Source organism: Paenibacillus polymyxa M1 (assembly GCF_000237325.1).
Taxonomy (GTDB): domain Bacteria; phylum Bacillota; class Bacilli; order Paenibacillales; family Paenibacillaceae; genus Paenibacillus; species Paenibacillus polymyxa_C.
The window spans coordinates 1,379,868-1,403,170 of sequence record NC_017542.1 but is presented as its reverse complement, the minus strand read 5'-3'; the positions used below and the strand labels follow the sequence as shown (position 1 = coordinate 1,403,170).

24 protein-coding genes are annotated in these 23,303 nt (G+C 48.1%); 8 read left to right on the top strand and 16 right to left on the bottom strand.

All coding sequences use genetic code 11. The features are described from left to right. Window positions 1-262 precede the first annotated feature (262 nt). From tsaD to tsaE, 4 genes are read right to left on the bottom strand one after another with little or no spacing between them, the layout of a single operon-like run. Window positions 263-1,327, bottom strand: a complete 1,065-nt coding sequence (gene tsaD / locus PPM_RS06075; protein WP_013369873.1) for a tRNA (adenosine(37)-N6)-threonylcarbamoyltransferase complex transferase subunit TsaD — start codon at window positions 1,325-1,327, stop codon at window positions 263-265. Then, window positions 1,324-1,839 (bottom strand): ribosomal protein S18-alanine N-acetyltransferase, encoded by a 516-nt coding sequence (rimI, locus tag PPM_RS06070; protein ID WP_013369872.1) that lies wholly within the window; start codon window positions 1,837-1,839, stop codon window positions 1,324-1,326. The genes tsaD and rimI overlap by 4 nt, the downstream gene beginning before the upstream one ends. A gap of 16 nt (window positions 1,840-1,855) precedes the next feature. After that, on the bottom strand, window positions 1,856-2,692 hold the full coding sequence (gene tsaB, locus PPM_RS06065) for a tRNA (adenosine(37)-N6)-threonylcarbamoyltransferase complex dimerization subunit type 1 TsaB (RefSeq protein WP_013369871.1): 837 nt from the start codon (window positions 2,690-2,692) through the stop codon (window positions 1,856-1,858). 3 nt (window positions 2,693-2,695) lie between these two features. Continuing rightward, window positions 2,696-3,175 carry a tRNA (adenosine(37)-N6)-threonylcarbamoyltransferase complex ATPase subunit type 1 TsaE gene (gene tsaE, locus PPM_RS06060; RefSeq protein ID WP_013369870.1) on the bottom strand — a complete coding sequence of 160 codons (480 nt, stop codon included), beginning with the start codon at window positions 3,173-3,175 and terminating at the stop codon, window positions 2,696-2,698. 135 nt (window positions 3,176-3,310) lie between these two features. On the opposite strand from tsaE, the gene PPM_RS06055 reads away from it, so the two are divergent. From PPM_RS06055 to PPM_RS06035, 5 genes are all read left to right on the top strand, one after another. Next, window positions 3,311-3,841 carry a cysteine hydrolase family protein gene (locus PPM_RS06055; protein WP_013369869.1) on the top strand — a complete coding sequence of 177 codons (531 nt, stop codon included), beginning with the start codon at window positions 3,311-3,313 and terminating at the stop codon, window positions 3,839-3,841. A gap of 656 nt (window positions 3,842-4,497) precedes the next feature. Further along, window positions 4,498-5,682: an acetyl-CoA C-acetyltransferase gene (locus tag PPM_RS06050; RefSeq protein ID WP_013369868.1), complete on the top strand. Its 1,185-nt coding sequence runs from the start codon at window positions 4,498-4,500 to the stop codon at window positions 5,680-5,682. Between the two features lie 53 nt (window positions 5,683-5,735). Next, window positions 5,736-6,476 carry an acetoacetate decarboxylase gene (locus PPM_RS06045; protein ID WP_013369867.1) on the top strand — a complete coding sequence of 247 codons (741 nt, stop codon included), beginning with the start codon at window positions 5,736-5,738 and terminating at the stop codon, window positions 6,474-6,476. Window positions 6,477-6,513: 37 nt separating this feature from the next. Then, entirely contained in the window at window positions 6,514-7,182 is a 669-nt protein-coding gene (locus PPM_RS06040; protein ID WP_013369866.1) for a CoA transferase subunit A, read from the top strand. Beyond that, entirely contained in the window at window positions 7,175-7,831 is a 657-nt protein-coding gene (locus PPM_RS06035; RefSeq protein WP_013369865.1) for a 3-oxoacid CoA-transferase subunit B, read from the top strand. Before PPM_RS06040 ends, PPM_RS06035 begins: the two co-directional genes overlap by 8 nt. 132 nt (window positions 7,832-7,963) lie before the next feature. Here PPM_RS06035 and PPM_RS06030 read toward each other — a convergent pair whose 3' ends face one another. Next, a complete protein-coding gene (locus PPM_RS06030; RefSeq protein ID WP_013369864.1) occupies window positions 7,964-8,143 on the bottom strand; it encodes an H-type small acid-soluble spore protein in 180 nt (59 codons plus the stop codon). A gap of 51 nt (window positions 8,144-8,194) precedes the next feature. Next, window positions 8,195-8,434, bottom strand: a complete 240-nt coding sequence (locus PPM_RS06025) for a hypothetical protein (protein WP_013369863.1) — start codon at window positions 8,432-8,434, stop codon at window positions 8,195-8,197. A gap of 209 nt (window positions 8,435-8,643) precedes the next feature. Here PPM_RS06025 and PPM_RS06020 point away from each other — a divergent pair, with 209 nt between their 5' ends. Next, window positions 8,644-9,558: a Ku protein gene (locus PPM_RS06020; RefSeq protein ID WP_013369862.1), complete on the top strand. Its 915-nt coding sequence runs from the start codon at window positions 8,644-8,646 to the stop codon at window positions 9,556-9,558. Between the two features lie 19 nt (window positions 9,559-9,577). Here PPM_RS06020 and PPM_RS06015 read toward each other — a convergent pair whose 3' ends face one another. The 8 genes from PPM_RS06015 to PPM_RS05985 all read right to left on the bottom strand — a co-directional run bounded on the left by PPM_RS06015 (window position 9,578) and on the right by PPM_RS05985 (window position 18,360). Beyond that, window positions 9,578-11,437, bottom strand: coding sequence for an ABC transporter ATP-binding protein (locus tag PPM_RS06015; RefSeq protein ID WP_013369861.1), 1,860 nt, complete (start codon window positions 11,435-11,437; stop codon window positions 9,578-9,580). Window positions 11,438-11,457: 20 nt separating this feature from the next. After that, entirely contained in the window at window positions 11,458-12,984 is a 1,527-nt protein-coding gene (locus tag PPM_RS06010; RefSeq protein WP_013369860.1) for a nucleotidyltransferase family protein, read from the bottom strand. Window positions 12,985-13,028: 44 nt separating this feature from the next. Continuing rightward, complete coding sequence (locus tag PPM_RS06005; RefSeq protein ID WP_013369859.1) at window positions 13,029-13,514, bottom strand: lasso peptide biosynthesis B2 protein; 486 nt, start codon at window positions 13,512-13,514, stop codon at window positions 13,029-13,031. Window position 13,515: 1 nt separating this feature from the next. Further along, window positions 13,516-13,818, bottom strand: coding sequence for a lasso peptide biosynthesis PqqD family chaperone (locus tag PPM_RS06000; RefSeq protein WP_013369858.1), 303 nt, complete (start codon window positions 13,816-13,818; stop codon window positions 13,516-13,518). Continuing rightward, a complete protein-coding gene (locus PPM_RS05995; protein WP_013369857.1) occupies window positions 13,805-14,848 on the bottom strand; it encodes an HPr kinase in 1,044 nt (347 codons plus the stop codon). The genes PPM_RS06000 and PPM_RS05995 overlap by 14 nt, the downstream gene beginning before the upstream one ends. 137 nt (window positions 14,849-14,985) lie before the next feature. Next, window positions 14,986-15,114, bottom strand: a complete 129-nt coding sequence (locus PPM_RS29155) for a paeninodin family lasso peptide (protein WP_013369856.1) — start codon at window positions 15,112-15,114, stop codon at window positions 14,986-14,988. Between the two features lie 52 nt (window positions 15,115-15,166). Next, window positions 15,167-17,092 carry an asparagine synthase-related protein gene (locus tag PPM_RS05990; protein ID WP_013369855.1) on the bottom strand — a complete coding sequence of 642 codons (1,926 nt, stop codon included), beginning with the start codon at window positions 17,090-17,092 and terminating at the stop codon, window positions 15,167-15,169. After that, complete coding sequence (locus tag PPM_RS05985) at window positions 17,089-18,360, bottom strand: sulfotransferase family protein (RefSeq protein WP_014599541.1); 1,272 nt, start codon at window positions 18,358-18,360, stop codon at window positions 17,089-17,091. The genes PPM_RS05990 and PPM_RS05985 overlap by 4 nt, the downstream gene beginning before the upstream one ends. A gap of 206 nt (window positions 18,361-18,566) precedes the next feature. Between PPM_RS05985 and ligD the strand changes: the two genes are divergently transcribed. Then, window positions 18,567-19,469, top strand: coding sequence for a non-homologous end-joining DNA ligase (gene ligD, locus PPM_RS05980; RefSeq protein WP_013369853.1), 903 nt, complete (start codon window positions 18,567-18,569; stop codon window positions 19,467-19,469). Window positions 19,470-19,537: 68 nt separating this feature from the next. On the opposite strand, the gene PPM_RS05975 is transcribed toward ligD, so the two are convergent. Next, window positions 19,538-20,482, bottom strand: a complete 945-nt coding sequence (locus PPM_RS05975) for a YitT family protein (RefSeq protein WP_013369852.1) — start codon at window positions 20,480-20,482, stop codon at window positions 19,538-19,540. Window positions 20,483-20,676: 194 nt separating this feature from the next. Continuing rightward, complete coding sequence (gene cls, locus PPM_RS05970; RefSeq protein WP_013369851.1) at window positions 20,677-22,107, bottom strand: cardiolipin synthase; 1,431 nt, start codon at window positions 22,105-22,107, stop codon at window positions 20,677-20,679. A 122-nt stretch (window positions 22,108-22,229) separates the two neighbouring features. Between cls and PPM_RS05965 the strand changes: the two genes are divergently transcribed. Then, a complete protein-coding gene (locus PPM_RS05965) occupies window positions 22,230-23,261 on the top strand; it encodes a M23 family metallopeptidase (RefSeq protein ID WP_014599540.1) in 1,032 nt (343 codons plus the stop codon). The last annotated feature ends 42 nt before the right edge of the window (window positions 23,262-23,303 follow it).

Below are 23,303 nucleotides of genomic sequence, written 5' to 3'. Positions count from 1 at the left end.
GAACGGTATATGTGGATAACTTTGTTCACAACTTGACAAATCACATCATTATTCGGGCAGTATAAAATTTTGATAATTTTTTTGGTGGAACATGAAAAATCGTGAACCATTGTGACGAATCATGCGAGGAAATAAGATACCGGCATTCATACGCTCAAACTCCTGTATTTTATCCTCTTGAAATTCTATTTATATATATGTATAGCGCGAAATAGAAAAGACACGACCCCAAAGATGTGTCGTGTCCTTCCTATTCGTTCAATTAAGTTTGAACAGACCACTCTTCCAGAGACAGCCCTGGATCAGCTTTCATGTCCAATGAGGTGAATTCTCCGCGCTTCCACTTGGCGTATGCTGCGGCACCGATCATCGCTGCATTATCTGTACAGTATTTCATGGATGGTACAAGCAGTTTGATGCCTTCACGCTCACAGCGTTCCCGCAATGCTGTACGTAGTCCACGATTGGCAGCAACTCCGCCGCAAAGCAGCAGCTGCTTCGCACCGTATTCACGCATAGCGCGAATCGCTTTTTCTACCAGCACCTCTACGACCGACTCTTGAAAGCCTCTTGCAATCGCTCCCGCATGAACGGTTTCTCCGCGCATTTTCGTCTGGTTAATTACATTCAGCACCGCCGATTTCAAGCCGCTAAAGCTAAAATCATAAGAATCCGGCTCCAGCCATGCACGCGGCAAAGTAACCACTTCCTCCGATTCATGGGCTACACGATCCACATGCGGACCGCCGGGATACGGAAATCCGATGGCTCGCGCTACTTTGTCGTAGGCTTCTCCAACCGCATCATCCCTCGTACGACCAATAAGCTGAAATTGCCCTTCGGATTCCATCAGCACCAGCTCGGTATGCCCCCCTGACACCACAAGAGCAATGCACGGATATACAATATCATGCTCCAACTGATTGGCATAAATATGTCCCGCAATATGATGCGTTCCGATTAGCGGTTTGCCGAACGCCATAGCAGCGCTCTTGGCGGCGACAATACCAACCAGCAATGCGCCAACCAGTCCTGGTCCTTGTGTCACGGCAACCGCTGAAATCTCGCGGGGGCTGATTCCCGATGTTTGCATAGCCTCATCCAGCATATAGGTAATGCTTTCCACATGTTTGCGTGATGCTACCTCTGGCACAACACCGCCAAAGGCTTTGTGTGTTTCAATCTGACTGGAAATCAGATTCGAAAGCACCTCTGTGCCATTTTTCACGACAGAAACTGCCGTTTCATCACAACTCGTTTCCACTGCCAGTATATAGCAAGGCTCGCCAGAGGCAGAGCCTGTACCTGCTTTTTCCGCTTGCGTCATTGCTCCTGCACGCTTCCTTCCTGTTCACCGGATGCCCCGTGTGCGGGAAGATCCGCCCACATGATCACGGCATCCTCGTTATTATCCGAATAATAGCCCTTGCGCACACCTGCAGGCTTAAAGCCCTTTTTCTCATACAAGCCCTGAGCGATCCGGTTCGTTACCCGTACCTCTAGGGTCATACGCTCCATCCCTAAATAAGATGCGGTCTGCATCAGCTCATCCAACAGCTTGTCTCCAAGCTTGCGTCCACGATAAGCCTCACGAACCGCAATATTCGTAATATGAGCCTCATCCATAATCGTCCACATGCCTGCGTAACCAATGGCTCGTCCATTAAGCTCCATAATCATATATTTAGCAAAATGATTCATTGTCAGCTCATTGCGGAAGGCTTCCTCCGTCCACGGTAGCGTGAACGCTTCATGCTCAATCTCCAGCACATCGGGGATGTCATCCAGTTGCATTAAGCGAAACTCAAGTTTCTCTTCCCGCTGTATGTTCTTTGCCATGTTGCTCACCGCCTCTTCAGCGCTGACGAAGCAGATTGGCTTCCGCCTCCGCCAGCTGGGTATAATTCGGAACCAGCGTATGTAGCTCGTCATATTCCTGACGAAGCAGCTTATCCGCCCCAAGGCGGCCAACCCATTTTCCTTCCAGCTCATAAGGCACGACACGAAGCTCGCTCCATGCACGCAAGCGCTCCGCTGTTTCGGCGTGAACCGCCGTTTCACCAACGAGCCAAATAACCGCAGGACGCTCCTCGGCAGGCAAAGCCTCCAAACGTTGCAGCAAATCATCGGTCCACGCAGTCATCAACCGGATGGCATCCGGCTCTAACCGCTGCGGGCTACCGATGTCTTTAACTGTATTTGTGGCGAACAGCCCCGTGTACACCTGACCGCGGCGCGCATCCAGCACAGGTACAATCCAATCTGCTGCCTGCGCCCCGGGCAAGTCGTTATTCACAGACTCCTGTTTACCTTCTTGCCCCTTCAGCTCGATACCACGGTTCCAACCACCCCACGCCAAAGCGTGCAAAGTGGAAATGGATGTCACCGGAACGCCCCAGGCCCAAGCTAGTGTTTTGGCTGCGGTCACCGCGATTCGGATACCGGTGTAAGATCCCGGTCCAACCCCTACTGCAAGACCGTCCACATCATCGCGTGTCAGTCCTGCTTCGCTCAAGAGCCGTTCCAGCTCGGTAATGACATGCACCGAGTGATTGCGTTCGCCAAAAACGTTACTTTCTCCCAGCAGCTCTTTTCCGTTCATTAGGGCGGCCGCCATTACGGTCGTCGCTGTATCTAACGTCAAAAACCGCTCACGCGGCTTTTCATTTACATCTGTATGCTCTCTTTGCATGGTTCAAACTCCATTCTCCCGCAAAATGCGGCACCATTGTTCATAAGGCTCGCCGTACCCGGTCAGGTGAATCAAGCGCTCCCCTACATCCGTTGTTTCTATATACATGTGAAGCCGCTGATCCGGCAACATATCCGGTATAATACTACCCCATTCCACCAGACATACTCCTGTCCCATAAAAATATTCGTCCAGTCCAAGATCCTCCGCCTCGTCTTGGGAAATCCGGTATACATCCATATGATACAAAGGCAATCGGCCCTCGTACTCCTTAATGAGAGTAAAGGTTGGACTATTTACGATACCCGGTACACCTAAATGGCTGGCAAAAGCCTTGGAAAAAGCAGTCTTGCCCGCTCCCAGATCTCCGTCCAGCACAATCACGGTTCCGGGAACCGCTTGGGCTGCCAAAAAGCCTGCTAATGTCCCGGTCTGTGCCTCTGAGACAGAACGGAATACAAACTGTTCCTGCGAAATTGTCATATCTTTTAATCACCTTTCGTCCGAATCGGACCGTTCCAACTTGTTCTTTATTATATAGTTCACCTTATGTCGCCGCAAGGCATGAAGACATGCTATTGTAAGTTAAGTGTTACACACAAGGAGGGAATCAAACTGATGGGACAAACCGTTTTACTCTTGATTGATGTTCAGCAGGCAATGTTCATGTATGATGAGAAGCTGTATCGTGAGCAGGAAGTTGTAGCGCATTTACAGCAGCTTTTGACCGAAGCCAGAACTATCGGCACACCAGTAATTTTCGTGCAGCATACCGATGAAGCGGATGAGGATTTCCGGGAAAACAGTGTAGGCTGGGCCATCGCCGACGTGGTGCGTCCTCTTCCTCATGAACGAATTGTCCGAAAATCATCCTGGGACAGCTTCTACCAAACTGAATTGCGTGATGTGCTCCAGGAATTGGGGGCGGAACAGCTGATTATTGCCGGGATGCAGACTGAATTTTGTCTCGACACGACTTGCCGAAGCGCCTATAGTCTGGGATACCAGAACAACGTGCTCGTATCGGATGCGCATAGTACATTTGATAGCAAGGTACTAAGCGGCGAACAAATCGTAGCTCATCACAATGCCGTGCTAGGTAATCGTTTTGCACGTTTGCTCACAACGGCAGATGTACATTTTTCGTGAAATGTAGAAGTGAATTTTTTACGTTCCAAGCCGATTGCTTTCAAGCAGGTCGGCTTCTTTTTTTGTTCACGCGAGCAAATAAAAAACACTGACGTTATAACGTCAATGCTATAGGTGGCTCAGGCTTATATGGATTTATGTTTATCCGAATTCCAAATGTATTCATTTTGATTGGCAACTTGCCTAGCTTTTTTAGATGCTATAAGTCAGTTACAAATTTACATATAAAGGGATTTCCTCCCCTGCGATGATCTAAATGATTTGCTAAGAAATTATTTTCACAGGTTGATTTGAAATTTCATATTTAACATAAAATTCAATTTTTGATCACAATTTTCAGAAAGATCAAGAAATTAACAGAAAACATTAGGATGGCCTATTTATTGTGGAAGATATGGCTCTATATTTGGATATATGTAAAGATTTGAACATTGAGCAAAATCTGTATTAGAACTATGATAATTCTGGTTTTAATTTCCAGCAACGAAAGAAGGCGATCGGACCGTCACACTCACTGTCTTAGGCACCATGATATGCCCGCATGTAAATGTATCTTGCAGTTTCTACGTTTCGTAGGTTAGGACCGGAAAGTATGAATTGAAGTGCAGTCATGGATGTATTGTGTCTCGAACACAGCGAAAGGAATGTGAGTTTTTATGAAAAAAGTAGCTATAGTAAGCCCGTTGAGAACAGCGGTCGGTTCTTTTAACAAAACCCTTGCGCCTCTAAGCGCTCCTGAATTGGGAGCAACCGTGATGACAGCATGCCTGCAGCAAAGTAAATTGGAGCCTTCTTTGATTGATCAAATTTTTATGGGAAATGTTCTTCAAGCGGGCAATGGTCAAAATCCTGCCAGACAGGCGGCACTAAAAGCGGGTATCCCCATTGATGTACCCGAATCAACGATAAACACGGTTTGCGGTTCAGGACTTCATGCCGTCGCGTTAGCTTACGATTCAATATTGGCGGAGCAAGGAAACATCGTCTTGGCTGGAGGCATGGAGAGCATGTCGAACGCCCCTTATCTGCTAAAAAATGCAAGAAACGGCTATAAGCTTGGCAACGGTGAATTGGTAGACTCCCTGGTGGCTGACGGCCTAACATGCCCAATCAACCATTACCATATGGGAATTACTGCCGAAAATGTTGCCGAAAAATATGGAATCTCAAGACTGGAGCAAGATTCATTCGCCTATGAAAGCCAGATAAAGGCTTTCGAAGCAAAAAACAACAAGTTTTTTGAAGAGCAAATTGTTCCGGTCATGATCAAAAACAAAAAAGAAACTACTTATTTCACAGAAGACGAACACATAAGAGGAAATACGACGAAAGAAAAACTTTCAAACTTGAAGCCTGCGTTTAAAGAGGACGGAACGGTTACTGCCGGAAATGCTTCGGGAATCAATGATGGTGCGGCAGCTATGTTAGTCGTGTCGGAAGATAAATGTAAGGAACATGCGTTAAAGCCGTTGGCATATATCAAGGGTTATTCGCTTGTTGGTGTTGACCCTGCATATATGGGAATGGGACCGGTAAAAGCCATTTCGTCACTGCTGAAGAAACAGGGAATGTCGATTGATGACATTGATCTCTTTGAAATTAATGAAGCGTTCGCTGCACAAGCACTAGCGGTGCAAAAAGAGCTGGGAGTCAGTCCGGAAAAGGTCAATGTCAATGGCGGCGCGATCGCAATCGGTCATCCTGTTGGTGCAAGCGGTGCTAGGGTATTGGTTACGTTAGTTCATGAAATGGTGCGCAGATCTTCACGTTACGGCGTAGTCTCGTTATGCATCGGAACGGGAATGGGAATAGCAATGCTGGTTGAAAATGCACTCATTTAAAGTTCGTTTTCAATGATTGTTGAAATACCTCTTAAAAAGGAAGGGAGATCGCTATGAATCAAAAAGATGTACTTTCACTTCAATCCATGCCTGCGGCCAGCGGCAGTTATGGACGCCCGCCATGCCGCTTCATCAACCGGGAATTCTTCATTATTACCTATGAATCCGATCCCGCTGCGATAAGACAGGCGGTCCCGGAACCACTTCAGCCAGATGGAAGTAATACGGTCTCCTATGAATGGATCAAAATGCCCGATTCATCCGGTTTGGGAAGCTATGAGGAAAGCGGTATTGTCATTCCGTGTACTTTTCAGGGAGAACCGTGTAATTTTGTTGCCCAAATGTATTTGGATAATGCACCTGCTATTCTGGGGGGACGTGAAATCTGGGGATTTCCGAAAAAATGGGCGAAGCCTCGCCTGGTCGTTGAGGATACAGAGACGCTGACGGGTACATTGCATTACAATAACGTCCTGGTAGCTATGGGAACCACCCCTTTCAAATATAACGTGCTTGATGAAAAGGAAACGGCTAAAGCCATCGCAAAAACGCAAGTTAATTTAAAATTAATTCCTGATGTGGACGGCACTCCTAAAATTGCTCAGCTAGTGGCATATAATCTTGAAAATATTACTGTAAAAGGAGCCTGGTCAGGGCCTGCTAGATTAAGCTTGATCCCCCATGTCAATGCTCCTGTGGCAGATTTGCCGGTTAAAACTTATGTTGGCGGAAAACATTTTATTGCCGATTTAACGCTTCCATATGGAAGAGTCCTATACGATTATCTCCAATAAAGTTTGCTTTCCTAAAAATAGATAAGGAGACGGAACCATGAATAAAAAAGTAAACTCCGCTGAAGAAGCAATTAAGAAAATTAAAGACGGAGACACGGTGATGGTTGGGGGTTTTATGCAAGGAGGCATTCCGGAGGAGCTGGTGCGTGCGCTTGTCGACTCAAATTCCGCTGATAATCTTACGATCATTTCCAATGACACAGGCACACCGGAATTATCTATTTATAGACTTGTGAAAAGTGGCAGAGTCAAGCGGATTTTTGCATCCTATATCGGCTCCAATCCGGAAACGGGAAGACTCCTGATGACGAAAGAAGCGGATGTTCAACTCTTCCCGCAAGGGACGCTCGCTGAAAAAATACGCGCAGGCGGAGCTGGTTTGGGTGGTATTTTAACCCCCGTAGGTGTAGGCACCATTGTAGAGGAAGGAAAAAAGAAAATCAAAATTGACGAAAGAGAATATCTGCTCGAACTACCGCTCAAAGCCGATGTGGCGCTTATCAGAGCCCATAAAGCTGATGAAGCAGGGAACCTTGTCATCAACGGCTCTTCACGCAACTTCAATTTGGTGATGGCTACCGCAGCCGAGTATGTAGTTGCTCAGACAGACGAATACGTGAAAGCGGGGGAAATCGACCCCAATCATATCAACGTTCCCGGAATATTTGTCGACGCGATTGTAAAGGTGGGTGGAGATAATGAATAATAGAGAATTGATTATTAGAAGAATAGCCCAAGAATTCAAAGATGGTGAAGTGGTTAATCTTGGTATTGGATTGCCTACAATGGCGGTGGACTACATCCCCGAAAACGTTAATATTATGCTGCAGGCGGAGAACGGAATCGTCGGCGTTGGCCCCAAAGCAGCTCCGGGAAAAGAAAGACTCGATTGTATCGATTCAGGCGGAAACTACGTTACAACCGTGAAAGGAGCCTGCTTTATTGACAGTGCGCTTTCATTTTCCATCATACGTGGAGGGCATGTGGACGTCACCGTTTTGGGTGCCCTGGAGGTCGATGAAAAAGGCAACCTTGCAAACTGGATGATCCCCGGGAAAAAGGTGCCAGGCATGGGTGGGGCCATGGATTTGGTGGTTGGAGCCAAGAGAGTGATTGTAGCCATGGAGCATGTGAACAAAAATGGGGCGCCGAAAATACTGAAACAATGCAAGCTGCCCCTAACCGCTGTAAATGTGGTAAAGACCATTGTAACCGAAAAAGGTGTCATTGATGTTATACCGGGTAAAGGGCTGATGCTCAAGGAAATTGCTCCAGGTTTGTCGGTGGAAGATGTTCAAATGGCGACAGAGGCTGAGTTGATGGTTTCTCCACATTTAAAGACCATTGCAGTGTAAAAAATCAGTTCCACCTTCAAATTAACTTGTCTGGCGTTTAACTTGTCTTCACAATCGCATTCATTATATAAAATAAGGTTCGCTAATTGCTCATTGAGCAATTGCGAGCCTTTTTAGGTTGGAGCCTCTCTTCTATTGTTCTTCCAATCGATCTACACGAACGGTTTGTGTATCACCCGGTCTGCTGCCGATCTGTACCGTTGCCATACCATTCGCTTCATCTACATGCTCAATCCAAATCGGTTTGCCATCCAATTGGACGGCAATCGTTTCGGATGAATCATAAATGGCTTTTGCTCGTTCCACGTTCATGCTGTTCTCCTCCTACTCTTTTTTTTGTGCAAAATTCAAAATATAGGTCACCTAGTCTTCGTCTATAATCCGTTCCACATCCAATGAAGGAAAGCTATGAGAAGGCGATGTTGAAACTACAGCCTCCATATCCACATGAGCAACAGCTACGGGAAAAGGCGGCGGCGTTCCATGTGAAAGAGCAAACTCGGGCGGCAATGCATCCTGTTCGCCTCCAGCAGGCCCTCGAAAGGCAATGTGACTTTGCCCCACACGATGACTGATCTGCTGAGGATAGGGTTTTCTAGGCATCAGTTGTATACCTCCTTTTGAATCGGATATGGCTTAACATTCACCAAAAAAACCGAAACCATGCGCAAGTGAAAGCAATTCGAGCCTTCATTTGCATCTCATACAATCTTTTGTACGAAGCATACTAAGTGAAAAATGAAATGCTCACAGCCCGGGTGCCCGGAATCGAAATATGAAATATGCGGATTAAAAAAAGGAGGACTGGCGGTATGCATACGGTCTGGAAAGGCGCGATCAGCTTCGGGCTGGTTCATGTGCCAGTTAAAATGTTCTCAGCAACTGAGGACAAGGACATTTCCATGCGTTATATTCACAAGGAGTGTGGGAGTCCACTAAGCTATGTACGGAAGTGCCCTGTTTGTGATAAGGAGGTTGAATGGGAGGAAATTGGAAAAGGGTACGAATATGAAAAAGGAAAATTTGTCATGTTCGACAAGGAAGAACTGGAGCAAGTTAGCGGACAAGCCGATAAAAATATCGTAATTTTGGACTTTGTGGATTTACAGGAAATTGATCCGATCTACTTTCAAAAAACGTATTATTTGTCCCCGGATCAGGCTGGCTCGAATGCGTATAAGCTACTCATGAATGCAATGAAAGATACCGGGAAAATCGGGATTGCCCAAATCTCCATCCGCTCAAAAAGTAGTCTGGCAGCCATTCGCGTGCTGGATGAATGCTTGGCGGTGGAGACCATGTTTTATCCGGACGAAATCCGTCCCATTGCTCAAGTTCCCAACTTACCTGGACAGGAGGAGGTTAAAGAGAAAGAGCTGACCATGGCAAAAATGCTGATTGAGCAGCTATCTACCCCTTTTGATGCAGCAAAGTATACGGATCAGTATCGCGAACGTCTGCTGGATCTTATCCAGCATAAAGTGGCTGGTGAAGAGGTGCGAATTGCCCCAACACAGCCTCAGACCAATGTGGTTGACTTAATGGCTGCCCTTCAAGCCAGTATTGAGGCAGTGAAGCCTGTCGTTACCGATCCTGGTCCTGCTGCGAAAAAACGTCCTACGCGTAAACCAGCAGCCGTGACAGCACAGCAGGCTGTGGCAGGCGACGCCCTCTCTCCGACTCCAGTCAAAAAGAGAAGAAGCACCACCAAACGTAAAGAAACTTGAGCTTTACAGAAAAGTCTGATTAAGGGGCGGCGCTGATACTGCTTTGATACGATAGTAGCTGACTAAACGCCCCCCGCTCCTCTTCTTCCAATTGGCGGTAGTTCCCCTGCTGTATGACCTCACCTTGATCCATTACAACAATTTGATCCGCATGTCTGATCGTTGACAGACGGTGAGCGATCACGATCAACGTCATTTGACCTTTCATCCGTTCCAATGCTGCCTGAATTGCAGCCTCATGCTCACCATCCAGCGCACTTGTCGCTTCATCCAAAATAAGTACAGGAGGATGATGCAAAATGGCCCGCGCTAATACCAGCCGTTGACGCTCTCCCCCGGACAGACGGATCCCGCGATCACCAATGACCGTGTCCAGCCCTTCAGGCAGTCTGGATACAAAGTTGTCTGCGGCTGCAAAATGTAGCGCCTCCCATAGCTGCTGTTCACTGGCATCCTTATCAGCCAGCTTCAAATTTTCGCGGACGGTCGCATGGAACAGAAATGGGTCCTGTGACACGTAACCAAACGACTGCCGCCACAGCGGCAGCAATTCGTCATCCAGCACATGACCATCGATTTTAATCTGTCCCTCAGTTGGGCGTAAAAAACCCATCAGGACATCAACCAAGGTGCTTTTGCCTGCTCCTGATTTGCCTACAATGGCGGTCATTCCCCGGGCGGGTATGAACAAATTAATATGACGTAGTGCAGGTTCTGCCGCACCCTCGTAACAATAATCCAAATGGCTGCATTCTATTCCATTACCAAGGGATAGGGGTTGCCGTGCAGATATAGATGGTAGATGATATACCGATGAATCGAATGGGACAAGAGCCTTAGAAGATGTAAGCCCGATCAACGAGGGGTCTGAGAAAGCCTCGCATTCTCGTTGCACTTTGGTTACACTCTCAAAAGCAGAGATCATAGACATGATGTATTCCAGGCTCGCTTGAATAAGGGCAAACCTTGGCCATAAGCGGGAAAATATAAGGATGAGCACAATCAATCTTTCAGGTGTAACATGCAGCCACTGGAGCGACACAAATAGGACACTAACGACAAAAACAGCTGCCGCTATGCGATGAAAAAACTGCGTGGTCGCATTTTGTCGAACAAACTGAGTCGTATTATCCTCCATACGCTGTGTCAGAGATCGAAACCAATGGATATTCGCCGCTTCCAGCAGATTGCTTTTAATATCTTTCATCCCGTTCATATGATCCGTAATTCCGGCAAAATAAGCCTGTGACAGTTCAGTGGTACGATCACCTAATTGTTTGGCATTTCGGATGGAGCGACGGAACACGACAAACAACACCAGTCCACTCAAAAACACCAGCCCGGTTAAAGAAGGGGACAACCAAAAAGCCAGCGCAATCTGGATTAGCGTAAACATGACGGCTGTGGTCAGTTGGAGGAGCAAATTCGTTCCCTGACTGACACGCGCCAGCTCGGTCGTCATCACATGGCTAAAATCAGATTTACGCTGACGCAAATAAAAAGCCCACTGCGCCTTCATAAAGGAAGTGTATACGTCTATGCGAAGGCAACGCATAAAACGCTGCTGAATCCGCGAGCTGAGAATGGACTGGTAACGCTGAAGCCAAGCCTGCCCTGTAAGCAGCACTACGAAAAGCATTAACATCCCCGGCAACAGCCAGCTTTTAGGAATGTACGGCAAAAAATAATCAAATCCATCCGACAGAAATGGCATTTCTGAATGACCACCAAATACACCGATGGCCGCCAGCATAGGAATAAGCATATAAATGCCGACACCTTCCAGTAAGCTGACGATGATCATACATCCAATATTAAGAATTAACGCCCCGCCGTTCACAGCATACAGCTTGGTCATATATATTCGCAGGTGAGTCATAATGTACACTCCTTATCGGGTCAGTGCTTTGTAAATCGCCGCTTCAGCCAAAGAAATGGACGTAAAGGAATATACAAAAAATGCAGCTGGCGAGGCAGTGGAAAAACGACTGAATCCCTCGTAGAAGGAAACAAACGGCTGATGAGATACCATAGTCTGTGCCTTGGCTCCTTTAAGGAAAGCAAGTAAGCGCGACTAACCGGCTGAGGGGTAAACGCTGTTGTTGTAGCTCCAGCAATGGCTGGACTGGGGGCGACTGTAGTAGCACCTACAGGCTTGGAAAGGCTGCTTACAGCAGTGTTCACTGTATTCACCGGGTCACTAAGGATACTGCTGGCATCTTTCGGTATGTCAGCAGCATCCTTGACGGCGTACAGAACAGCTTCGCCTGCGGCTCCACTGGCTGAAATACCGCCACTCAAAGGGGCGGTATTCATCGACTCGGTCAAAGCTACGCTGGGCAACAGCTCTGACCGAACGAGTCTGCCTGTACCCGCCCGATTGGCAACCGGGTACGGCGCGGGGACGCTGGCCTGCATAAAGGCCAGCGCGCTCAGCGCAAGCCTGTGCGCCTGCCGGGTAGCCGATATCGGACGCATCGGCTCCGGGATCGGCGTACCCAACAGCGCAGCGGCCAGCGCCCAAGCCTGCCCGCCCGCAGGCAGGCCCCCGTAACGGCGCATTAGCGGCAGTAGCGCCCCCCAATTGACAGCGCGTACCGCAAGCCTGTCGATGTCTACTAACCAGCGCAGCCTGAACCAGCCGTGACGCGCTCCGTGTGCGCTCAAGTATAGAAATTGATGCTCGCTGCCAAGCGTATACATACAGGATGTCATCACATTCCTGTTGTCGGCAGAAGTCGCCGGTGCCATCTGACTGGCTCGAACTCCTGCGGCCTTCCCCATTTGCCGACAGTCCCAAAGCTCGTCAAAGGAGGGCTCCCGCCCTCCATCCGGATGAAGCCGCCAGTGCAACTCGATTTCTACCCTCTTTTGCAGATGTAGGAAGGAGGCATGATGATCCTTCCACTTCCAGCTACCAAGGACGCGTACTTCTCCGCTTTTGGACGCATATCCGGCTTCCTCCATCCAATGCTCCGCTTCATCCATGTCATCCGGGGCAATAAGTAAATCAATGTCTTTAGAGGTACGCAGGGAAACATCCCCGTATAATTGCTGCGCCAGAGCAGGACCCTTCAGCATCAGCACACGGATTCCATGAGCTGTGAGCAGCCTGGTCAGACGCTCGGCTTCTGCTTGAAGCTGGAGCATGCGTAGCGTGTTTCGTTGATATTGTGCCTGAAGGTTTCGCAGCAATTCTGCGGGGATGAACGGGTGATTCAACGTTTTCAGCTGGAGATACACTGTAGGTACCACACGATGGTGTTCTATCAGACGCAGCAAGCGGGACCAATCCATCTCCTGCAGCTGGAAAGCAGTCGTCGTATCCTGCCATAGATTGACGTCTTTACGAAGTAGAGAGAGTAATAACGTGAATTCTTGATCCTCATTCCAATTCGCAAGTTCCAAAATAGACTTGGTAGTCATGGATTCTTCTCCTTCGATTCTTTGAACACTCTTTTTTTCTCACACTAAAACAAAGAACTGCCTTTATCCGCTGTCTTCGTATTTGTAGCTGTCCCAGCACGTCTCCCGAATATTCCCACTACGGTAAACGCCCCCATCTCCCGTTCTCCCGTAACATAGATCGGCCCACTGCGTACCCATGCATGTGCGGCCAGTTGTCCCGCAGCATTTTTGGCTGTGCCCAGATACAGTGTGCAGTCCAGTTTTCTGCGTACCAGCAACGTCATAGCGGCAGCGGCTTGTACAAGACAGCTACTGCGCCAAGGAGTATAACGGCTGGCCAAATCCACAGCTTGTGAAATGTGACGGATAGACTTCTCCTGCCCGATCTCACACTGCCAGGGAGTTTCTTCCATGCATTTTCCCCAAGCCCCCGAGTAATCTCCAAAAGAACGACGCTGGCGAAATCTCGCGCATCCCAGCTCCAGCCAGGCTTCCGGGAACAATCTCCTGACCTCTGGAGGCAAGAGAAGAAGCCGTTGTATCCGCATGTTAGTCCAACTCCCGCAGGAGTCTCAGCAATCCTTCCCGCTCCAATTCAGCTACAAAGGTATGTACCTGCTGTCTGCACTGTTCCTCGTCCACTTCATATTCATTCATCAGGACAGTTACAATATCTCCAAGTGAAGGACTGGATTCTGCCAGTTCCCAGATCCGTCCTCCGGTGAAGCCCAAATTATAATACTTTCCAGTATGAATACTCATCATCACTTTTTCTCCGTCCATATCACTTACATAGACCTCTTCACCATACGTGACGCGATAATGATCCTTAGCTGGATTAGTGGCTGCCATAACTCTTTTCCTCCTTATGAATGAGTTCAAGTACCCGTTGTACAACCTCGGACGCCGTAAAAAAGGAGCTATCCCTCAGCAGTCGCCAGCCTTCCACTTTCCGAGCCATCCGGGCCGCTGTATCAAAATACCATTCACCCAAACCCATTCGCGGAATGATCACCCTACGATATGTATGCTGTAGTAAAGTATGCAAGCACTCCAGTTTGTTCAAGGGCTGTTCCGTAACGGCCACTGGCTCCCCTTCCCGCATCAACTCACGGTTGGGAGAATCGCTCACAAGCTCGAATACGCCGCCCAGGGGAAGCGGATCGTTATAAAATTCGTCCACAGTAGGCACGGCATATTTATTGAACTCACCTGCGATCCTACGCAAATCTCGGTATTGTGCCCTTACAGGATTGTCGTCAGTTAGGGAAAGAACGTGCTTTCTTTGTCGTACATGCCTGTTCTCCCGTAATGCCTCCAGTTGAAGCAAGCTTTCCAGCCCCAGCTTCTGCTGCGGATATGCCGGATATACGATGGCTGCGGAAGCTGTAATATTTATAGCAATCACGTCATCACTGATCATCTGATAGCCAGCCTGTCTAAAGGCAGCAGCCAGCGTCGATTTTCCCGTGCCGGATTCACCTACAAATGCGTAGGCCCGACCTCCGATGGCAACCGCACTTCCGTGAATAGGCAAAATCCGTTTTTGCAACAGTAGAACACCCATGCATGTGCCCAGTACAAACAGCCGCACGGTGTCAGGATCAGCCCCAGGTAACATACTTACCTCGATTTCCTGGCCTCCCCTGATGGCATAAATGGCCGTGCCCGGTATTAGGAACATAAAGCGTTCACCCTGCATTACAAAATTGGTCTGCTCCAGTTGGTCCCTCCATGCTGACAAATCAGCCTGTCGAATGACCACATCCTCTCCCACTCCCTGCTTTGCCGGGATTAACTCTGGTAAGGTCAGCTCACTGGCAATCCTGAGTCCAAAGGCTGTGTATTTCACCCGACGGATATGGGTACTCCTGTCATGCACGCTAGAACCACTCCCCTGTTCTTAAAATCCCGTCTTTATTTCTTTGGGTCCAACCTACCCCCAAAGAAATAAAGACGGCTCGTGATCATAAAGCTATTCGGCTCTCAGTCCAGCATCGGCCCATGTATAATGATCGATTAGCTAGGATTATACAAATCGGCATCGTGGTCTGACACCCAGTCAATCTGCTTCCAGCCTTTACCCGCCATAGTCTGGTTAATATCCAGTACCTCAATCGTAGGTTCCTGCCATTCTTTTTTACTCATCTCATCACCTCCCCTCCCACGAATGGCACCCGTCTGACCAGATAAAAAAGAATCAGTTCAATCCACAGAGAAAACGGTACACGATCAAGCTGTGCATGAACAGTCGTATATTCGGATCAGAGGCCTGCTCCGGACGGGGATGTCGGTAGTTCGCCATAGCCGTCTTAATGTAGTCCATATTGAGATATTCGGCAGCTCGCAAATCATGACACATCACTTGCAGTTCTCCCATAAACGTGTCCCAGCAAGGGAGCATACGATGTAGCCAATCAGCAGGCTGTACGCCGCGTACCCGCTGGTTCAACCGAACATCATCAGGGAGATGATCACGCATAGCTTTACGAATGAGGGCCCTGTCCCGACCGTTTTGTACATATTGTTCAAAAGGCACCGATAAGCAAAAGCGAATTACACGGCTGTCCCCGGTCGGATCACGTTCCCACAGGCCATAACGAAGTGAAAGTTTGGTCGCCATAACACCATTTTTGTTGGCAATCGCCAAATTCGAAAACTTCTCTTTTCTTGTCTGATCGGCATTTTTCCTCCAACCTGTTCCACTCAATACAGGAATATCTTCTACATTCATCCGTTTGGCAAACTCCGGGTGAATCAGTGAAGGAATCGGACTTCGATTGCCGCGTCGCAACCATGTACGAGCTTCAAGTGAAGTGGCTTTTTTCAACATCACAGGTAGTAGATGAGACATACGATTGCCCGTAAGCTTGCTGTATCGCCACACCCCCTGCAAGGATTGCAGCCAATGTAAACGACGAAACTGACGGGCGTAATAATCCATTGCAGGTCCCCACGATACGGTAAAATTACCACGTGCCCCAGTCAACAGAACACCGACATTATGTTCCTGTGCTTTCTCATAAAAACCTCTGATCCAAAAGGAGTTCTCAAAATATTTGTAGGGAGCCTCCATCAGCTCCAGCCAAATATCAATTTCAGAAAACGGACTTTTCCCCTCAAAATCCATATAATTTTCATGAATGTTGCCCACATAGCGAGCTGTGGACTGTATATAGCTGCGTTCGTTCGCCAGTAATGTAGGCGGTGTCCAATCTGTAAAATCTTGAACAGGTACATAGCTGTAGGCATGTAGCGGCTTGTGTTGTAAGTGCAGCGCTGGTGCGGCAAAGCTGGCAACCGCTCCAGAATCCAATCCCCCACTCAGGGCAGCCCCTACGGCGCGATGCGTCCGTAATCGGGCAGTTACCGCCTGTGAGAACACCTCGCGGAAAGCTTCTATGTATTCGCCCCCTGTTTTGAACCGCAGCGGCTCTACCTCATCCAGACATGCATATTTACGGAGCAATTGCTTTCCCTCTTCCATGGTGAACCAATGTGCAGGAGGCAACTGATTGATATGCTTGTAGGCGGTCGTTCCGATATCGACGGATTCCTGCATTGCACGGATCGATAAGAATTCGGCCAGCCATGGTTCATGCAGTTCTTTTCGCAGAGAGGACAGAACCCATAGCGGAGCGACTACCGTGCTAAACGCAAATCCTCCGTCATATTGGTAGGTGTACAGCGTACGATTGCCTGTCATATCTCTAGCACCATATAACCGATGTTTCGTAGCATCCCAAATGACAAAGGCAAAATCACCTATCAGAAAGCTTGCTGCATCTACACCCCATTTGTCATATGCCAGCAAAATCAGCTCGCTGTCCGTGATACCTTGTCGCCGCCCCTGCTCAACTGCTAGCCGTTCAAACAGCTCAGAACGATTGTCAATGATCGCATCGGCCGTAATGGCCAAATCTCTCAGCTCATCATAGAAGGGAAGACGCTCATGGACAGATTCGGGGGTCACATGCTGGGCATGACATCCCAAAAAAATGGAACCTTCACACCAAGTGCACACGCGGTCAGCGGGATATTTTTGCAGAGTTTGCATCATTCTCTCGCCTTCTTCAGCATATACAGACTCATGCCCAAATCTATAGATTCCGGCAATTGCACTCACGTTCTCCCCCCTTTTTCTTTTCCGATACTTGATAACACTACAGACGCCCAGCGCCCGAGCTTACGGGCAAATAGGCGGGATCCGATACCTTGGCTAGGGCGCTGATAGCTTTGGAGCTGCTCGATAAGCCGGTTCCGCTCTTCAAAGCTATGTGCCAGTCTGTTTTCCAGCGATTGAATTCGTCTATCACTCACGACCTGTGATATATCCATCCTTGCCAGGTTGTGAGGTGCTGCATGACGGGTTGCATTTGTCATGAATACTCTGTTATCTGCATCATGTTCTTCCAGCATCCGATAAGCTGCCTTCCATTCAAAGCCACTTTGTTGGAGGAATTGGTGTGTACGTCGACTCAACAGCTCTACATCCGGATCATCTTCAAAACGGACTCCAGTCATCTGCTCAGCCTGTTCCAGCGCCTCCCCGTAACCAAGCTGCCTAAACAAGCGAGCTCCAATACTTCTGCAATACAGTTCAATTTCCAATGTACTCAACAGATGTTGCCAGCTATGTACCGAATTCTGATGCGCCTGTTCATGCTCCATGACAAACGGATCACCCGCTCCCATGCTATAAAAAAGACTAGATTGAGGCGTATTCGCAAAGTTCCCGTACCTTTCCATTCCCGACTCATAATGGATCCCCAGAAAATGACACAGCTTCTCGATCTCCATCCTTGGATTGGCTACGAGCTGTTCATACATCAGCGGGTATGCAAGTGGATGAGGTGTGGCAAAATAATGAGCGTAACGGAACAAACCAACCGTAATATCTGTCATTTTCATATTAAAATGCGGACTCCCCAGTTCCTTCAGCAGGTGAAAGTGTCCGCCCCGGAGCTGATTAACCTTTTTAAACGAGGCGACGATGGCTAAAGGATTGCGGATAAGCCATACTCGGCGGGCAGCCGGGAACAAACGGTCTAAAAATTCAAGCACTGTATAGTAACGCGGTGATTTGTCGATAAGCATATCAGCGGTCGTCCCTTCAAGCAGGCCATTATATATTTCAAGTGCATACGAACGAGAGGCCTGCTCCAATACCTGTGGAGGGACCATGCCTTTAAAAAATTGCCGGAGTATTCCTGTTCCTCCATATGGCCGGGCATGTGACTGAGGAAGATCATATAAACTGAGCAGAAACCACATTTCCTGCGTGGCAAACAGACGGGAATGGTTTTGCAAAATGGCGGTTAGCAGCGAGCTTCCACTTCGAGGGACACTCAACAAAAATACTAGCTTTCCGCCTTGCTTTTCAATCAAGCACATTCCTCCTCTACCTCTGCTCAAGACGTTTTAATAGATACACATCGTATTTTTATTATAATTTATGATACATAGTGTATCTTGTCAATCCTTTTAATGGATAAATTCTGTGCTGCACGTTCATGTTAAACCTTATGTAGATTTAGAAGTGCAGCCAGCTGTCTGTAAATAATGATCTTGCTGCATGTTAGCCAAAGGAGCATAGCACTATGGGACGAGCTGTTAAAGGTACGATTACGATTGAAGGTCACGAAATTGCGATCACAAACCCGGATAAACCGCTGTGGCCCGAAGCAGGTGTAACTAAGGCGCTATATCTTCGCAAGCTTGCGGTATTGGCCCCCTTCCTGCTCAAATATTGCCATCAGCGTCTACTGACTGTCATCCGTTGGCCACATGGGATTCATGGGGACTTTTTTTATCAGAAAAATGCCCCACATCCTCGGCCAGACTACATTGAAACCGCTCTGCATGATGGCATTGAGTATATCGTGCTTGGAAAGCTGCCCCAACTACTCTGGCTCGGTAATCAAGCTGCGTTGGAATTTCATCCCTCTCTGCACCTAGCAGGAAGCCAACTGCCCTGTGAATGGATGATTGATCTTGATCCATCCAGAGAGGTCGAGCCACGCATTATGGAGGCTGCCTCCATTGTAGGCGAAGTATTAGCTTCGCTTGGGTTGGACTCTGTCCCCAAAACCTCCGGGGCCACGGGTGTACAAATTATCGTCCCGATCCGTCCAGGCATAACCTTTGACGAGCTTCGCAGCATCGGACTGTTGGTTGGACAATTTGTAACGGAAAAGCACCCGCATCTATTCACACTGGAACGATTAAAGAAGGATCGCGGAACAGCCATTTATTTTGATTATTTGCAGCATTATCAGGGAAAAACCTTAGCCGCTCCTTATACTCCACGGGCACGTCCCGGCGCTACGGTCTCCACTCCACTAACCTGGGAAGAGGTACGGCAGGATGTGTCACCACTGGATTACCATTTGCTGAATATTGAAGAACGGTTAAACCAGATAGGCGACTTGATCGACAAGGTTCCTCCCCAGCCTGTAGAGGACCTCCTCAAGCATATGCGTTCCAAAACACACCCAACCTAATCCATGCTTTGAAGCACAAAAAAGGGGACGAACCCCGCAGCCATAGGCTGAGAAATTGTCCCCTTGCGCTAGTGTATTCCTTTTTTCTTAAAACGTCCGCCCTTCACATCGTGAATATTACCAATCGCAATGAAGGCGTGCGGGTCCCAATCCTCAACGATGCTCTTGAGCTTCGCTTCCTCCAGTCGGGTAATGACGACGAAAATCACTTTCTTGCTCTCGCCTGTAAAGCCGCCTTCACCTTCCAGATAAGTTACACCCCGTCCAAGACGGTCCGTCAGGGCATCTCCGATATCACGGTATTTATCACTAATAATCCAGACCGATTTGGACTGATCCAGACCCTCAATCGTAATATCAATCATTTTCATAGCAATATAATAAGCAATCATGGAATACAGGGCATTCGGCCAACCGAACACAAAACCCGCACTTCCCAGAATGAAAATATTAACAAACAGTACGATCTCACCGACCGAAAAAGGAGTTTTTTCACTGACGAGAATAGCTACGATCTCTGTCCCATCCAGCGAGCCGCCGGACCGAATCACAAGACCTACCCCAACGCCGAGAATGACACCCCCAAAGATAGCGCCAAGCAGCGGTTCCCCAGGAGTCAATGCACTTACATTGTGAAGTAACGCAGTTCCGATGGACATAACGACGATGCCGAATAATGTGGATAAAGCGAAGGTTTTACCGATTTGTTTGTAACCGATAAGTAAAAATGGAAGGTTCAACAGGGTCAGGAAAATACCGAGCGGATAACCAGTAATCTTGGAGGCCATAATGGAGATACCTGTAACGCCTCCGTCAATAACGCCATTAGGAACCAGGAATATTTCCAATCCCACTGCCATCAGCGCTGCACCAACCACGATCATGGCTGCACGCTGTAATAAGCGTTTTACTTTGTTCTTTGGATTAGCTGGAATTTTGCTGATCTTGGTCAACTCTCCGGTTACATCTGTGATCTCAGACAGATTTTGGACTTCCTTGCTCACTACACTCATATATAAATCCCCCCGTTACAGTATGGTATATTAGACCGAAAAAGGGGCTGCTCTCCGCAGTCCCCTCTCCTTTACGGCGCTTAGTTATATGATTAGTATATCATAAAACTGTGATTTTGCGCAAAAAAGTTAGCAAAGAGCACATAAATCACAATAAAGCGGGATTATATTGATAAAAACGGCGAAAACCGCCTCTAAAGGAGGGGAGAGAGCATGCGAGTTAGAATTTCAGCTATTTTTTGAGATCGAGGACGTCTGCGGAACACGTTCAAATCTATTTTTGAAGAGTTGGAAATGTCCTCTACAAAATCTGCCGAAAGCCGTTTTAACGCCGAAGTCGCAAAAAGTACAGCGGTCAACTCAAAATTATAGAAAAAGCTTCGCATGTCCATATTAGCGGTCCCAACCGAGCCGAGCAAATCGTCCACAATTACCACTTTGGCGTGGATAAATCCTTTTCGATATTGGTAGAACTCCACTCCCGCCTCAAGCAAATCTTGTACATAGGACAGTGACGCCAGGTGAACCAGTTTTGAATCTGATTGGTAGGGAATAATAATTTTCACATCTATGCCACTGACGGCCGCCAGCTTCAGCGCCTCATAAATCCCCGGATCGGGAATAAAATACGGCGTCGTTATCCAAATCCGCTTTTTGGCAACCGTGAGCGCTCCAAAGCACAATTCCTGAATCGTGTCCCATACCTGATCGGGACCACTGCTCAAAATCTGTACTTCCTCATCCCCTGTGCAGGTATGTGGAGGAAATAAATTCACGTCCATCAGCCTCTCTCCCGAAGCCAGCTTCCAATCGCTAAGAAACACATTTTGCAGAAAATAGACGCCATCTCCTTCAATCTGCAAATGCGTATCCCTCCAAAACCCCACTTTGGGGTACTTTCCGAGATAATCGTCGCCTACATTGATTCCCCCCACAAATCCGATCGTGCCGTCCACCACTACGATTTTCCGGTGATTACGATAGTTAATCCGGCGGTCTAGCGTGGCGAAAAACGGCGGTAGAAAATAATGAAATTCGACCCCAGCCTCATTACAGGTACGAATAAATGAATAGGGTAAATTGTAGCTCCCTACGCCGTCCACAATGAATCGTACCTTAACTCCCTCGCGTGCCTTACGGATCATGACCTCCTGAAATTTTTTTCCGATTTCGTCTGCCCGAAATATGTAAAACTCCACATGGATATGATGTTGTGCCTGTTCCATCGCTGTCAGCATAGCCTCAAAGGTTTCTTCCCCGTTCGTCAGCACACGTGTACGGTTGCAGCCTGTCAACGGGTTTTCCGACATACGAATTAACTGATTAAACAGACGCTCCTGATGCTTAAAATGGGGATTGTGCATTTGCTCTACATTTTCAATCACCTTGGTTTGCGCCCACAGACGTTCACGGAATTCACGAAATAGCTGCGATCCTGCTTTACGAACCACTTTGCGCTTCTGGTAATCCTGTGCAACAAAATAGTACACCACAAAACCAATAAGCGGGAAGCAAAACAAAATAAAGAGCCAGGCTACCGCTTTGGACGGCTTGCGAAATTCAAAGAGCAGAATCGTCCCGGTCTGAAAAATAAAAATAATTAAAACCAACAGCAACCACAGCATATCTAAGCCTCCTTATATATCTACGTTTTATACAAAGCTCCAATTTTTTTGACATGTTTGCCTCTTAAGCTGAATAGATAGTAACCAAGCACTATAGGAGCGATGTCCGGAAAGGAGCGATTATGAAAAAAGGAAGCCTAAATCGCCGGATGACCCTGCTTGTCATTCGGGATGCACAGCAACCGCCCAAGCAGCTACAATGCTCCGCAGCCGCTGTCATTCTCGTCCCGACCCTTGTGATCGCATCAATCTCTACGCTCGTGATCGGGCTGCAAATCCGTTCTTCCCATATTATTTCCCAAATGGAAACCAATCTTGCTGTCCAGAGTTTGCAGATGGAGGTCACAGTAGCAGACAAAGACGCAGCCATTGGGCGACTGCGGCAGGAAGTCATGGAGCTGACGAATCAAGCCACCAGTATTCGCGAACGTCTCCAGCGTGTAACAGAGCTGGAACAACAAATGCAGCAATTCATTCGTAAACACGGAAATTCCTCCAGCGCAAGCAGCAATAAATCAACCATAACTCCGCTCTCCTGGGATACTTCCGGCCATACCGGGGGTGAATTGATCGCAGTGCATGAAAATACAGCTCTTCTAGCCCGCCAGGTCATGGATGATTTTCAGGAAATCGAAGCTCTGCTAGACACTGTGGAGCGTACGGTTCCGCGCTCTATTCAACAGGCAAACGCCGTCCAGCAGAACCTGGAGCGCCAACAAGCCGCACAGCTGCTCCAGACCCGCAGACTGGCACTTGCTGAACAAGGGAGGCCCTCCATTTGGCCTGTTGGTTCGCGGCGCATGACCTCCAGCTTCGGCTACCGCAGCGACCCATTTACAGGTAGATCCGCTTTTCACTCCGGCGTGGACATTGCCGGTCAATCCGGTGATCCTGTCTATGCGGCAGGGGCAGGCACTGTGCTGGAGGCCGCTTCCAGCGGAGCCCGTGGCAATTGCATCATCATTCAGCATCCTGACGGACTCCAAAGCTGGTATATGCACCTAAGCGGGATGCAGGTAGCTCCCGGGGACCGTGTTCACAAAGGACAGACCATTGGCCTGCTGGGAAGTACAGGGAGAAGCACGGGACCTCATCTTCATTTTCAGATCGTCAAGCATAACCAACCTGTCGATCCATTGCTGTATGTACAATAAGGATTTTGCAAAATACTTACCATAAAGGATTGGAGGAAAACG

Excerpts from the sequence above, each read along its gene's own strand:
- cls (WP_013369851.1), bottom strand. The coding sequence starts at position 22,107 with ATGCTGTGGTTGCTGTTGGTTTTAATTATTTTTATTTTTCAGACCGGG.
- PPM_RS29155 (WP_013369856.1), bottom strand. The coding sequence starts at position 15,114 with ATGAGTAAAAAAGAATGGCAGGAACCTACGATTGAGGTACTGGATATT.
- tsaE (WP_013369870.1), bottom strand. The coding sequence starts at position 3,175 with ATGACAATTTCGCAGGAACAGTTTGTATTCCGTTCTGTCTCAGAGGCA.
- ligD (WP_013369853.1), top strand. The coding sequence starts at position 18,567 with ATGGGACGAGCTGTTAAAGGTACGATTACGATTGAAGGTCACGAAATT.
- PPM_RS06010 (WP_013369860.1), bottom strand. The coding sequence starts at position 12,984 with ATGACTACCAAGTCTATTTTGGAACTTGCGAATTGGAATGAGGATCAA.
- PPM_RS06020 (WP_013369862.1), top strand. The coding sequence starts at position 8,644 with ATGCATACGGTCTGGAAAGGCGCGATCAGCTTCGGGCTGGTTCATGTG.
- PPM_RS06055 (WP_013369869.1), top strand. The coding sequence starts at position 3,311 with ATGGGACAAACCGTTTTACTCTTGATTGATGTTCAGCAGGCAATGTTC.
- PPM_RS06035 (WP_013369865.1), top strand. The coding sequence starts at position 7,175 with ATGAATAATAGAGAATTGATTATTAGAAGAATAGCCCAAGAATTCAAA.
- PPM_RS06040 (WP_013369866.1), top strand. The coding sequence starts at position 6,514 with ATGAATAAAAAAGTAAACTCCGCTGAAGAAGCAATTAAGAAAATTAAA.
- PPM_RS06000 (WP_013369858.1), bottom strand. The coding sequence starts at position 13,818 with ATGGCAGCCACTAATCCAGCTAAGGATCATTATCGCGTCACGTATGGT.
- PPM_RS05975 (WP_013369852.1), bottom strand. The coding sequence starts at position 20,482 with ATGAGTGTAGTGAGCAAGGAAGTCCAAAATCTGTCTGAGATCACAGAT.
- PPM_RS06005 (WP_013369859.1), bottom strand. The coding sequence starts at position 13,514 with ATGCGGATACAACGGCTTCTTCTCTTGCCTCCAGAGGTCAGGAGATTG.
- PPM_RS06045 (WP_013369867.1), top strand. The coding sequence starts at position 5,736 with ATGAATCAAAAAGATGTACTTTCACTTCAATCCATGCCTGCGGCCAGC.
- tsaD (WP_013369873.1), bottom strand. The coding sequence starts at position 1,327 with ATGACGCAAGCGGAAAAAGCAGGTACAGGCTCTGCCTCTGGCGAGCCT.
- PPM_RS06015 (WP_013369861.1), bottom strand. The coding sequence starts at position 11,437 with ATGACTCACCTGCGAATATATATGACCAAGCTGTATGCTGTGAACGGC.
- tsaB (WP_013369871.1), bottom strand. The coding sequence starts at position 2,692 with ATGCAAAGAGAGCATACAGATGTAAATGAAAAGCCGCGTGAGCGGTTT.
- PPM_RS05965 (WP_014599540.1), top strand. The coding sequence starts at position 22,230 with ATGAAAAAAGGAAGCCTAAATCGCCGGATGACCCTGCTTGTCATTCGG.
- PPM_RS06030 (WP_013369864.1), bottom strand. The coding sequence starts at position 8,143 with ATGAACGTGGAACGAGCAAAAGCCATTTATGATTCATCCGAAACGATT.
- PPM_RS06050 (WP_013369868.1), top strand. The coding sequence starts at position 4,498 with ATGAAAAAAGTAGCTATAGTAAGCCCGTTGAGAACAGCGGTCGGTTCT.
- PPM_RS05985 (WP_014599541.1), bottom strand. The coding sequence starts at position 18,360 with ATGTGCTTGATTGAAAAGCAAGGCGGAAAGCTAGTATTTTTGTTGAGT.
- rimI (WP_013369872.1), bottom strand. The coding sequence starts at position 1,839 with ATGGCAAAGAACATACAGCGGGAAGAGAAACTTGAGTTTCGCTTAATG.
- PPM_RS06025 (WP_013369863.1), bottom strand. The coding sequence starts at position 8,434 with ATGCCTAGAAAACCCTATCCTCAGCAGATCAGTCATCGTGTGGGGCAA.